Genomic DNA, 12,122 nt, shown 5'->3' on the forward strand with positions numbered 1-12,122 from the left:
ACTGCTGCACGATCAGGTGACAGGTTGGGTCAGGCAGCCTGAGCGGCTGGTGTGGTCATGATCGTCTCGTACTCGATGGGGGTCAATCGGCCGAGCGCGGCTTGTCTGCGGCGGCGGTGGTAGGTCCGTTCGATCCAGGTGATGATGGCGATCCGGAGTTCCTCGCGGGTGGTCCAGCTGCGTCGGTCGAGGACATTGCGTTGCAGCAGCGCGAAGAAGCTCTCCATGGCGGCGTTGTCACCGGCGGCGCCGACACGTCCCATGGATCCGACGAGGCCGTGGCGGTTCAGAGCGTGCCCGAATTTCCGGCTGCGGAATTGAGAGCCTCGGTCGCTGTGGACGATGCAGCCGGCGAGGTCGGCGCCCTCGACGCGGCGCCTGGCCACGGCTGACTCGAGCGCGGTGACCGCGAGCCGCGACTTCATGCGTGAGTCGATCGAATAGCCGACGATGCGGTTGGAGTAGGCGCGTCTTTGATGGCGCAGAGGTAGAGCTTGCCCTTCGCGGGTCTTGTGCTCGGTGATGTCGGTGAGCCACAGCCGGTTCGGAGCGTCCGCGTGGAACTGGTGCCGCACCCTGCCGTCCTTGTCGGTCACCGCGCATCTGTCGTCGTGCACGGGCGGACCGGGACGGCCGGCCTTCCCACGCTGAGCAGACACAGGTTTGCCGAAGGCGCTCCACCAGCCGTTGGTCGAGCAGATCCGCCACGCGGTCCGCTCGGCCATCGGCTGCCCGGCGCTGCTGGCTTCGTCGAGGAGGAATCGGTAGCCGAACTCGGGATCGTCGTCGTGGGCGTTCCACAATGCATTCGCGCGGTACGCCTCGGTCAACTCGGCGTCGGTGACCGGTGCAGCGAGCCAGCGGTAGTAGGGCTGTCGTGCGAGCTTGAGTACCCGGCACGTCACCGCCACCGGGATTCCCTCGGTGGCGAGCTCACGGACGAGCGGGTACATCATTTTCCCGGCAGGTTCGCCTGCGACAGATACGCCGCGGCACGACGCAGAACCTCGTTCTCCTGCTCCAGCAGCCGATTGCGGCGGCGCAGATCGCGAAGCTCGGCGTTCTCGCTGACGGTCGTCCCGGGCTTGGAGCCGTCCTCGACGTCAGCGGCCTTGAGCCAGTTCGTCAGACAGGACTCGCTGATCCCGAAGTCGGCAGCGATCTGCTTGAGATGGACTCCCGGTTCACGGTTCCGAGCGACCCGGATGACGTCCTCGCGGAACTCTCTGGGATAGGGCTTAGGCACGGTGCACATCCTTCCAGCGGCACCTCTCGGCACCACAGATCAGATGTCACCCATCCGTGCAGCAGTCCCAAACGGTGAAGGCATCAGGAAACCTGGGGAACCAGAAGGCCAGACACTTCTGTGGTCACCCCACCAGCAGAACTCAGGCCGCGGCCGGCAGGGATGCGGGTCGCGGCTTTGTCCTCATCATCGATCTCGCTCAGGTGGATGAGCGGCTCGATCGACCCCAGCGGTACGCGGTCATGGGACTCCGCGTTCGCCTGACATCCAGCGCAGGTTTCACAGCGACGTGAAGGAGGTCGAGCGCCCGACGGCTTGACGGCAGCTCCGCCCCCCGACTGCGCGAGCGAGGAGCGGAGCTGCGGGCCGCGACGTGGCCCCGGCCAGTCGAACACCACCCGTTGCACCGTCATCGTTGCGCGGCTCAATTCAAATCCCCGGTGCGGGGGGGTGAGGAAACGACCCTTGTGGGTGGGTGACCTGCATCTCGTCGCGAGCCTGCGCGCATGGTGGACAACGATGCCGTCACAGATGAGCGAGCCCTCAGGAGCCCGTTCACCGGCCGAATGTCGCAATCACGACTAGTCGTGTCGGCTCCACCGGTTTGATCCGCACGATCAGGTCATGTAATGGCTGGACTAGATGACAATGACAAGCCTGTGACCAGCGGCTTCATTCGCGTTCAGCGTTTTCTACGGTCCGTCGCGGGCACAAAGACCCGTGTTCACCCATCCGCTCGATCGGTCGGGCCGAACACCCTGTGAAAGCTCGGCCCGCCGACGGGTCGGCTCCCCGAACGGAAGGAACCTTCCTCTGATGAACACCTCCACCCGTACTCGCCGCGGCCTCGCTGCTGTCGCCACTCTTGGCCTGCTGGCCGTGCCCTTCGCCGCCAACGCCAACGACGACGCCACGGCCGCCGGCCCGGTGGCGGCTTCCGGCTCGGGCGGCGCGGTCTCCGCGACCCTCGTGAAGAACCTCGACGGTCAGCAGACCGAGGTCGCCCTCGACCAGGGCTTCGTCGACGCGCTCGGCCAGCTCAACGTCACCCCGGGCACCCTCGGCCAGGCCGAGCTCAACAACGGCACCCTGAGCTTCCCGGTCACCGGCGGTAACGCCGGCCTCTTCCCGCAGGGTGAGGTCCGCCCGTACGTGATCGGCACCGTGTTCCACGAGAACTCGGGCCTGTCGCTGTCGGCCGGTGGCACGCAGGTCGACATCGAGAACCTGACGATCGACCCGGGCGCCTCGAAGATCTACGGTGACGTGTCGGTCGACGGCGAGCCCCTCGCCAACAACGTGTACGTCTTCTTCGCCGACGGCCGCACGCTGGAGGCCCCCGAGGTCAGCGGCAACACCGCGACCCTGTCCGGCACCGAGGTCAAGCTGACCGCCGGTGCGGCCGAGGCCCTCAACGGCGCCTTCGGCATCGAGGACCTCTCCGGCGGCATCCTCATCGGTACCGCCACCATCACGCTCGGCATCGGCGGCTGATCCCAGCCCCTGCTGAACGTCGCGCGGCTCTGAGTCGCGCAGCAGTCACCGGCGCGTCGTCCCTCACGGGGCGGCGCGCCGGTGTCGTTCCGGTGGGGGAGGATGGGCTCATGAGCGCTGCGAGCACCACGCTGACCCCCGAGACCTTCGCCCCCCTGGTCGACCACACGCTGTTGAAGCCCGAGGCCACGCAGGCTCAGGTCGAGAAGATCATCGAGGAGGCCCGCGAGTTCGGGCCGGCCTCGGTGTGCGTGAACGGACTCTGGGTGCCCCTGGTCGCTGCGGGCCTGCGCGACACCGATGTGCTCGCCTGCGCTGTCGTGGGCTTTCCGCTGGGGGCGATGCGCTCCTCGGTGGTCGCCGCCGAGGCAGCTCAGGCCGTCGAGGACGGCGCGGGCGAGCTGGACATGGTGATCCCCGTCGGCCTGCTGCGCGCGGAGGACGACGCCGCCGCCGAGTCGTACGTGGCTGCGGTGCGCGCAGCCGCTCCCGACGTGGTGCTCAAGGTGATCCTCGAGACCGCGCTCCTCAGCGACGACCAGATCGTGCGCGCCTGCCGGGTCAGCGTGGCCGGGGGAGCCGACTTCGTGAAGACCTCCACCGGGTTCAACCCGGCCGGCGGCGCCACGGTCGAGGCCGTGCGCCTGATGCGCGACACCGTCGGCGAGGGCATCGGCGTCAAGGCGTCCGGAGGCGTACGCAGCCTCGAGGACGCCCAGGCCATGGTCGACGCCGGTGCGAGCCGGCTCGGCATGAGCGGTGCTGTCGCCGTGCTGGAGCAGCTGCGCGGCTGAGAGCGCGATGCCCGTGACTCGCGGCCCGGTTCCAGGGACGGCCGCGTCAGGCGGCGAGGGCGTCCATCGGCACCGGGACGATGTCGCGATCGTGCGCGAGGTGCACGATCTCGCAGGACACACCGGCCAGACGGCAGGCGGCGTACATCATGCTGATCCAGCGGCGGTCGAGCTCGTCCGGCGCTCCCGATCCCGGCCGTGAGCGCAGGAAGGCGAAGCGGGGCGCGTCGACGAGCTCGGACAGGGTCGCGAGCACGATCGACAGCGGCTCGGGATCGTCGTCGGGCAGGTCGTCGCACTCCTCGATCTGCACCATCTGCTTCGTGACGTGCTGGCCGTCGAGCAGCTGGATCCACAGCGAGTGGCCGCCGAAGCCGAGCGGGCCCATCAGGGCACGCCACAACCTCTCGGCATCGTGCGAGGACTGGATGTGCAGGGGCGCGTCGGCCGGGGACAGGGGCTGGTCGGAGGTGGTCATGACGAGAACCATGCCGTCCATCCGCCGACTCCGCTCGCGTCATCCACAGGCGGCCCACCCCCTCGATGCTGCCGGTCTCCTACGGTGTGAGCCATGGACGACATCCGGATCTGCGGGAACGGCCACCTGTTCGCGTTCAAGACGGGCACGTGTCCGGTCTGCGACTCGATCGCGTCCCGTCCTGCGACGAGGTCGGAGGTCGACGCGGGCGAGGTCATGGAGCCTGACCCCGCGGTCCGTCGGCCGCAGGGTCCCGTCCCCCCGCCGTCGAACGGGCTCGCCGCCTTCTTCGTCTGGGGCATCGGCCTCATCGTGTTCGCCGGCCTCGTCAGCATCGGCGCGGCGAGCGAGGGGTCCGCGGTCGGTATCGCCCTGGCCTACGTCGTCGGTGTCGTCGGCTTCGTCATCGCGTTGGTGGGGGTCATCGCCGTCGGCGTACGCGAGGGCATCACCGCGTACGCCGCCCGCGCCGGCATCGACCCGTCACAGCTCAGCGAACGCGTACGACCGCCTTCGTGACCTGGGCACGCGAGACGACCTCGCCGTCGATCCGCGCCTCGGCGGTGAGGAACGCGAGCTTGCGCGTACGCCGGTCGATCGTCGCGGTCGCCACCAGCGTCGACCCCGGCGGGGTCGCGCCGATCAGCTGGAACGAGGTCGCGACCGAGACCGCGTGCTCGTCCTCGGCGAGGTGAGGGATCACCTCGACGAAGCAGCACACGTCGAGCAGCGCCTGGATCGCCGCAGCGTGAGCACCCCCGAACGGGGTCGCCGCGAGCCCCTCGACGGGCATCGCCAAGCCCGCCTGGGGGTCCTGCGCGTCGACGAACCGGAGGCCCAGGGCCTCGTTCAGTCCGACGGTCAGGACCGCGCTCAGTCTGTCCGGGCTGCTCGAGGGGTCACTCACGCGGTCCAGCATGGCGGATGAGCACGCGGCGACGGGGAAGAGGCCACCCATGGCGAAGAGCGAGCACCACGCGTGGGACGGCGTCGAGGCGTTCGAGCGTCCCATCGACTACTGGCTCACCGACATGGACGGCGTCCTGGTGAACGAGGAGAAGGCCATCGACGGCGCCCAGGAGCTCATCAGCGCCCTGCGCGACGGCGACAAGCAGTTCCTCGTGCTCACCAACAACTCCATCTACACCCCGCGCGACCTGCGGTCCCGCCTGAAGGCCTCGGGCATCGACGTGCCCGAGGACGCCATCTGGACCTCGGCGCTGGCCACCGCGCGCTTCCTGCACGAGCAGCGCCCCGGCAGCTCGGCGTTCGTGGTGGGGGAGTCGGGGCTGACCACCGCCCTGCACGAGATCGGCTACGTGCTCACCGACCGTGACCCGGAGTACGTCGTGATCGGCGAGACGCGTACGTACTCCTTCGAGGCCATCACGCGCGCCATCAGGCTCATCGAGGACGGCGCGAAGTTCATCGCCACCAACCCCGACCCGTCCGGTCCCAGCCCGGAGGGCACCCTGCCGGCGACCGGGTCCGTCGCCGCGCTCATCTCCAAGGCCACGAGCCGCGACCCGTACTTCGTCGGCAAGCCGAACCCGCTGATGATGCGCAGCGCTCTCAACCGGATCGAGGCCCACTCCGAGCGGGCGGTCATGATCGGGGACCGCATGGCCACCGACGTGCAGAGCGGCCTGGAGGCCGGCGTACGCACCGTGCTGGTGCTCTCGGGCTCGACCGGCAGGCGGGAGATTGACACCTTCCCCTACCGTCCGAACCTCGTCGTCGACTCCGTGGCCGACCTCGTGCCGCTCGCCAAGCGAGCCGCCTCCTGACGTGCGCCCGTCGCCCGGTCACGGGGGTTCGCTAGCGTCAGCACCCGAGCCCGAGGACGGACCACGGTCCGCACGTGACGGAGGTGAGACGTCGATGACGCAGGCGCGTACGCCCGCCGACGGCGGCAACGGCTCCGGCCACGGGCCGGCGGTGCCCGTCTTCTTCCTCTCCGACTCCACCGGCATCAGCGCCGAGACCATGGGCAACGCGCTGCTGCTGCAGTTCCCCCACCGTCGGTTCGACCGCATCTCCATCCCGTTCATCACCAGCGAGGAGGAGGCCGCGCGCGTCGTGGAGCAGATCGACGCCGCCGTCACCGACCAGGTGATGCCGCTGGCCTTCACGACCGCCGCGTCGAACGAGGTGCGCGCGGTGCTGCACACCTCGCGGGTGCCGATGGTCGACTTCTTCGACATGCACCTGAACAAGGTCGAGGAGATCCTCGGCGACGAGGGCATGCGCAAGCCCGCGCGGTTGCACGGTGTCGGCGACGTCAAGCGCTACAACAACCGCATGGCCGCGATCGAGTTCACGATCGAGCACGACGACGGCGCCTCGATCCGCAGCCTCGACCGCGCCGACACGATCCTGTTGGCACCGTCACGCTGCGGCAAGACGCCGACCAGCATGTACCTCGCGCTCCAGCACTCCTTGCACGTGGCGAACTACCCGCTGGTCGACGAGGACCTCGACGACAACCAGCTGCCACGGCCCGTCCGCGACCTCGACGTGCCGCTGTTCGGCCTCATGACCACCGCCGAGCGGCTCTCGCGCGTGCGCGGCGAGCGCCGGGCGAACTCGACGTACGCGTCCCTCGAGCAGTGCCGGTGGGAGCTGCGTCAGGCCCAACGCCTGTACGACACCCACGGCGTCACCGTCATCGACTCCTCCACCAGGTCGGTGGAGGAGATGAGCGCCATCATCGTGCAGCAGCTGCGCCGTCACAGCCTCGACAGCGACGCGGACGGCTCCGTACGCACCAGGAACACCTCGCCGCACCGCACCACCACGACCGGCCAGTCCGGCCCCGGACTCCGCCGCAGCCACGGAAGGACCAGTTGATGAGCGACACCACCGCCGATCAGAGCGGGAGCACGGAGAAGAACGTGCTGTGGTTCTCCGAGGTCGGCATGGGCGACGTCGGTGAGGTCGGCGGCAAGAACGCCTCGCTCGGCGAGATGGTCTCCAACCTCGCCGACCTCGGCGTCTCGGTGCCCGACGGCTTCGCGACGACGTCCTCGGCGTTCCTGCGCTTCCTCGCCGTCGACGGCCTCGACGAGCGCATCGTCGAGCGGATGCGCGACCTCGACGTCGACGACACCCGCGCACTGGCGGCCGCCGGGTCCGAGATCCGCGGCTGGATCACCGGGCACCCTTTCCCCGACGACCTCGAGGCGGCGATCCGCGAGGCGTACTCGACGTTGTCGGGCAACTCCTCCGGCGCCACGTTCGCGGTGCGCTCCTCGGCCACGGCCGAGGACCTGCCCGACGCCTCCTTCGCCGGCCAGCAGGAGACCTTCCTGAACGTCACGGGGGTCGACGCGGTGCTCGAGTGCGTGCGCGAGGTGTACGCCTCCCTCTACAACGACCGCGCCATCTCCTACCGCGTGCACCACGGCTTCGAGCACGCCGACGTCGGCATCTCCGCGGGCGTGCAGAAGATGGTGCGCTCGGACATCGGGTCCTCGGGCGTGATGTTCACCGTCGACACCGAGTCCGGCTTCGACCAGGCGGTCTTCATCACCTCGGCGTACGGGCTCGGCGAGGGCGTCGTGCAGGGCGCGGTGAACCCGGACGAGTTCTACGTCTACAAGCCCGCTCTGGCCGAGGGCAAGCAGGCCGTGCTCAAGCGCACCGTCGGCGCCAAGGCGACCAAGATGATCTACACCGACCGCACCGAGACGGGGCAGACGACCGAGTTCGTCGAGGTCGACCCGGCCGACTCCCGGCTGCTCTCCCTCACCGACGAGGAGGTCACCGAGCTCGCGAAGCACGCAGTGACCATCGAGGAGCACTACGGCCGCCCCATGGACATCGAGTGGGGCAAGGACGGCGACGACGGCCGGCTCTACATCCTCCAGGCGCGGCCCGAGACCGTGCAGTCCCGCGTGGGCGGGGTCATGGAGCGCTTCAAGATCGACCGCGGCGTCACCGCCGACGCCGAGGTCGTCATCGAGGGCCGGGCGATCGGTCAGAAGATCGGCGCCGGCACGGTGCGCGTGCTCGGCAGCGTCGAGGAGATGCACGACTTCACCCCCGGCGACGTGCTCGTGGCCGACATGACGGATCCCGACTGGGAGCCGATCATGAAGCGTGCCGCCGCGATCGTGACCAACCGCGGCGGGCGTACGTGCCACGCCGCGATCATCGCCCGCGAGCTCGGCATCCCCGCTGTCGTCGGCTCCGGCTCGGCCACGACGGACCTGGCCGACGGCCGCGAGGTCACCGTCTCCTGCGCCGAGGGCGACACCGGCTTCGTCTACGACGGCATCCTCGACTTCGCCGTGGAGAAGACCGAGCTCGACGCCATGCCCGACGTGCCCGTGAAGGTCATGATGAACGTCGGCACCCCGGACCAGGCGTTCAGCTTCTCGCGGCTCCCGAACGCCGGCGTCGGCCTGATGCGGCTCGAGTTCATCATCAACCGCCAGATCGGCATCCACCCCAAGGCCCTGCTCGAGCTCGAGGCCGGCGGTGAGGACCTGCCGGCCGCGCTGCGCGAGGAGGTCACCGACCTGATCGCGGCGTACGACGGGCCCCGTGACTTCTTCGTCAAGCGCGTCGCCGAGGGCATCGCGATGATCGCCGCAGCGTTCTCGCCGGAGCCGGTGATCGTGCGGATGAGCGACTTCAAGTCCAACGAGTACGCCAACCTCGTCGGCGGCACCCGCTACGAGCCCGATGAGGAGAACCCGATGATCGGGTACCGCGGCGCCTCGCGGTACCTCTCGGACGACTTCGCCGAGTGCTTCGCGATGGAGTGCGCGGCCATCCGCCACGTGCGCGAGGAGATGGGGCTGACCAACGTCAAGGTCATGATCCCGTTCGTGCGCACCATCGCCGAGGCCGAGGGTGTCATCAGCCTGCTCGGCGAGCACGGGCTCGAGCGCGGCAAGGACGAGCTGCAGGTCGTGATGATGTGCGAGGTGCCGAGCAACGCGATCATCCCCGAGCAGTTCCTCGAGCACTTCGACGGCTTCTCGATCGGGTCGAACGACCTCACGCAGCTGACGCTCGGCGTCGACCGGGACTCCTCGCTGGTGGCGCAGACCTTCAACGAGCGGGATCCGGCCGTGCTCTTCATGCTCGAGCGGGCGATCGCGGCCTGCAAGAAGCTCGACAAGTACGTCGGCATCTGCGGCCAGGGGCCCTCCGACGACCCCGAGCTGGCCGTGTGGCTGCTGAAGCAGGGCATCGAGTCGATGTCGCTGAACCCCGACACGGTCGTGGAGACCTGGCTGGCGCTGGCGAAGGTCGACCTCGACGCGTAGGCGACACCGCGTGTGACGCGGGTCTTGTATTCGAACACGTGTTCGAATAGCATGTGTGCATGACCTCGCTCCTCGACCCCACCCCGATCGCTCCGCGGTCGCGTGAGCGGGGTCCGCGGGAGACGGTCAGGTCGGTTCATGACGCCCTCGACGCCGCGGGCCCTGTTGAGGGGCTGTCATCTGCTGAGTGCGATGCGTTGATCGCTGAGGTCGCGCGGGCGAGGGCGCGGTTGCAGGCGTACGAGCTGCGGCTGGTCGCGGCGGCTGCGAAGACGACCGTGGCCTCTGATGCGGGGGTGCGTACGACCAGTGACTGGTTGGCAGCCCGCACCCGCACCACTGGTGCAGCGGCTGCCCGCACTGTGGGTCTGGCGACCGACCTGTCCGACCGGCTGCCCACGACAAGTCAGGCGTCGAGGCCGGACTGGTTTCACGCGAGCACGCTGCGGTGATCGCGCACGCCACCGCGCAGCTCCCGACCGGCCTGTCCGCCCAGGACAGGGCCACCGTGGAGCGGCGGCTCGTTGAGCGCAGCCGCACCCTGGACCCGACCCAGCTCCGCCGCCACGCCCGCCGGGTCCTCGAGGTCGTCGAACCCGACCCCGCAGTGGTCGACGCCCACGAGGACGCGCAGCTGGTCGACGAGGAGACCCGGGCCCTGGCCAAGGCCCGGTTGACGGTGCACGACAACGGCGACGGCACCGTGACCGGTCACTTCACCGTCCCGCACCTGGCCGGGTCGGTGCTGCGGAAGATCCTGGCCGCGATGACCGCACCCCGCCGCGCCGCCCTCGGCGCCACCCGGGCCCAAGGTGCCCAGCCGCTGGGTGACGGTGGGCGCGACTGGGCCCACGAGCGCGGGGTCGCGTTCGCGGACCTCCTGGAGCACCTGCCGACCGACCGGCTCTCGGGCAAGACCGCGACCACGCTCGTGGTGACGATGGACCACACCACGCTCGCGGGGGCGGTGAAGGCGGCCGGGATCGACACCGGTGAGCGGCTCTCCGCCGCGACCGCCCGTCGGCTCGCGTGCAGCTCCGGGCTCGTGCCCGTCGTGCTCGGTGGGGAGTCCCAGCCGCTGGACCTCGGCCGGCAGCGACGCCTGTTCTCCGAGGCCCAACGCCTCGCGGGAGCGACCCGGCACACCACCTGCGCCGCGACCGGGTGCCAGACCCCCTACGCCTGGACCGAGCTGCACCACCGCAGACCCTGGTCCCACGGCGGCACCACCGACCTCGACGACATGGTCCCGCTGTGCACGTTCCACCACCGCCGCATCCACGACCACAGCTACCAGCACCGACGACAACCCGACGGCACCATCACCTTCACCTCGCGCACGACCTAGCGTCTCGACGGGTCATCGCACAGTGTCGAGCTGCCGCCACGCGTGGGCGATGACCCCGGCCCAGCCCGGGTCCTCGCCCACGTGCGTCTGCAGCGTCAGCACGAACAGCACCGCCCACCCGCGGGCCCGGTCCCGCAGGCCATCGTCGACCGCGTGGCCGGCCGCAGCGGCGTACGCGTTCCACAGCCGCTCGCGGTCAGCGGGCTCGAGGAGCAGCCAGCCCGATGCCAGGTCGACCGCGGGGTCGCCGGCACCGAGGTCGCCGAAGTCGATGACGGCGCTGAGGCGACCGCGGTCCACCAGGAGGTTGTGGGGGTGGAGGTCCCCGTGCACCCACATCGGAGGCCCGTCCCAGGCAGCAGCGGACAATGCACGCCGCCACACCGACCGCACCGGATGCCCGGGGCCGATCCCGAGTCCCACGACGAGCTCGTCGAACCGGCCGGCACGGTCGCCCAGTGCGACCCCGCGGAACGGATTGACCGGCAGTCCGGCTGGTGCGGCCCGGTGCAGGGCGCCGAGGAACCGACCGAGGTCCTCGGCCGAAGAGGTTGCGTCCCAGGTGCCGCCCATGACCGAGGCGGCCGACGAGCCGGGCAGCCAGGGCGCGACGAGCCGAGGCCAGGGGTAGCCGCAGCCGGGCTCGCCGACCCGAATGGGTCGGGGTATCGACAGCGGCAGCGGCGGCAGGCGCGGCAGCCACCGGATCTCGCTCTGCAGGGTCCGCGAGGCGAGAGCGCGGCGCGGAAGACGCACGACGAAGTCGTCACCGAGCCTCCACTGCACGTTGTCCCAGCCCTCGGGTCCACGCGAGAGCGGCAGAACGGCGAGATCGGGGTGCTGCTCACGCAGCAGCGCACGCACCAGCCCGGCGTCGACCTCGATCTCGGCAGCGGGTGCGGGCACGGCGCAAGTCTCCCGCCTGCTCAGTTCAGGATGACGATGCCTGCGTTCAGGGCCGTCGCGAAGGCCACCCACGCCACGTAGGGCACCAGCAGCCACGCGGCCGCCGGCCGCTCGCGCCGGGCGAGGGCGATCGTGACCACCACGGCGGCCAGCAGCACGACGATCTCGACGAGGGCCAACCCGTAGCGGTCGCCGGCGAAGAAGATCGGCGTCCACGCGGCGTTGAGCACCAGCTGCACCGCCCACGCGGTGAGGGCGGGGCTCCAGGCGGCGCCACGGGTCTGCGCCGCGCGCCACAGCACCCACGCGCTCGCCGCGATCATCACGTACAGCACCGTCCACACCGGACCGAAGAGCCAGGCCGGGGGCGCGTACGGCGGGAGGTCGAGCGCGGCGTACGTCGAGGACGCCGACGAGGCGGCCACCCCGCCGAGTCCGGCGGCGACGGCCACGGCGACGGCGAAGCCGCCGAGCGTCAGCAGGGATCGTGCGGAGAACGCCGGTGGCGGGTGCATCGTGGTGCTCACGGCGAGAGGCTCCCCGCCGTGTGCCGACGCGACACCAGGGGCAGGGGTGA

Annotated in this window: 13 protein-coding genes; 8 read left to right on the top strand and 5 right to left on the bottom strand. The window is 70.0% G+C overall.

All coding sequences use genetic code 11. The features are described 5' to 3' along the window. Positions 1–29: 29 nt before the first annotated feature. A protein-coding gene (locus tag KLP28_11285) for an IS3 family transposase (GenBank protein QWC84176.1) occupies positions 30–1,246 on the bottom strand; the annotation gives its coding sequence in 2 pieces (ribosomal slippage) (positions 30–959 and positions 962–1,246; 1,215 coding nt in all). Positions 1,247–2,062: 816 nt separating this feature from the next. Here KLP28_11285 and KLP28_11290 point away from each other — a divergent pair. Both KLP28_11290 and KLP28_11295 read left to right on the top strand, forming a co-directional pair. Next, on the top strand, positions 2,063–2,740 hold the full coding sequence (locus tag KLP28_11290) for a hypothetical protein (GenBank protein QWC84177.1): 678 nt from the start codon (positions 2,063–2,065) through the stop codon (positions 2,738–2,740). A gap of 110 nt (positions 2,741–2,850) precedes the next feature. After that, a complete protein-coding gene (locus KLP28_11295; GenBank protein QWC84178.1) occupies positions 2,851–3,534 on the top strand; it encodes a deoxyribose-phosphate aldolase in 684 nt (227 codons plus the stop codon). Between the two features lie 46 nt (positions 3,535–3,580). Here KLP28_11295 and KLP28_11300 read toward each other — a convergent pair whose 3' ends face one another. Then, positions 3,581–4,012, bottom strand: a complete 432-nt coding sequence (locus KLP28_11300) for a hypothetical protein (protein QWC84179.1) — start codon at positions 4,010–4,012, stop codon at positions 3,581–3,583. 93 nt (positions 4,013–4,105) lie between these two features. On the opposite strand from KLP28_11300, the gene KLP28_11305 reads away from it, so the two are divergent. Further along, positions 4,106–4,531: a hypothetical protein gene (locus KLP28_11305; protein ID QWC84180.1), complete on the top strand. Its 426-nt coding sequence runs from the start codon at positions 4,106–4,108 to the stop codon at positions 4,529–4,531. On the opposite strand, the gene KLP28_11310 is transcribed toward KLP28_11305, so the two are convergent. Continuing rightward, entirely contained in the window at positions 4,503–4,919 is a 417-nt protein-coding gene (locus KLP28_11310) for a PaaI family thioesterase (GenBank protein QWC84181.1), read from the bottom strand. The genes KLP28_11305 and KLP28_11310 overlap by 29 nt on opposite strands. A gap of 49 nt (positions 4,920–4,968) precedes the next feature. Here KLP28_11310 and KLP28_11315 point away from each other — a divergent pair, with 49 nt between their 5' ends. From KLP28_11315 to KLP28_11335, 5 genes are all read left to right on the top strand, one after another. Further along, on the top strand, positions 4,969–5,799 hold the full coding sequence (locus tag KLP28_11315) for an HAD-IIA family hydrolase (GenBank protein QWC84182.1): 831 nt from the start codon (positions 4,969–4,971) through the stop codon (positions 5,797–5,799). A gap of 94 nt (positions 5,800–5,893) precedes the next feature. Next, positions 5,894–6,862, top strand: a complete 969-nt coding sequence (locus tag KLP28_11320) for a kinase/pyrophosphorylase (protein ID QWC84183.1) — start codon at positions 5,894–5,896, stop codon at positions 6,860–6,862. After that, positions 6,862–9,291 (top strand): phosphoenolpyruvate synthase, encoded by a 2,430-nt coding sequence (gene ppsA / locus KLP28_11325; protein ID QWC84184.1) that lies wholly within the window; start codon positions 6,862–6,864, stop codon positions 9,289–9,291. The genes KLP28_11320 and ppsA overlap by 1 nt, the downstream gene beginning before the upstream one ends. A gap of 59 nt (positions 9,292–9,350) precedes the next feature. Then, a complete protein-coding gene (locus KLP28_11330) occupies positions 9,351–9,743 on the top strand; it encodes a DUF222 domain-containing protein (GenBank protein QWC84185.1) in 393 nt (130 codons plus the stop codon). Continuing rightward, positions 9,740–10,639: an HNH endonuclease gene (locus tag KLP28_11335; GenBank protein ID QWC84186.1), complete on the top strand. Its 900-nt coding sequence runs from the start codon at positions 9,740–9,742 to the stop codon at positions 10,637–10,639. The genes KLP28_11330 and KLP28_11335 overlap by 4 nt, the downstream gene beginning before the upstream one ends. A gap of 12 nt (positions 10,640–10,651) precedes the next feature. Here the strand turns inward: KLP28_11335 and KLP28_11340 are convergent, their stop codons facing one another. Both KLP28_11340 and KLP28_11345 read right to left on the bottom strand, forming a co-directional pair. After that, positions 10,652–11,545: an aminoglycoside phosphotransferase family protein gene (locus tag KLP28_11340; GenBank protein QWC84187.1), complete on the bottom strand. Its 894-nt coding sequence runs from the start codon at positions 11,543–11,545 to the stop codon at positions 10,652–10,654. Positions 11,546–11,565: 20 nt separating this feature from the next. Beyond that, on the bottom strand, positions 11,566–12,060 hold the full coding sequence (locus KLP28_11345) for a tryptophan-rich sensory protein (protein ID QWC86943.1): 495 nt from the start codon (positions 12,058–12,060) through the stop codon (positions 11,566–11,568). Between the last annotated feature and the right edge of the window lie 62 nt (positions 12,061–12,122).

The sequence above is a fragment of the Nocardioidaceae bacterium genome (assembly GCA_018672315.1).
GTDB lineage: Bacteria > Actinomycetota > Actinomycetes > Propionibacteriales > Nocardioidaceae > TYQ2.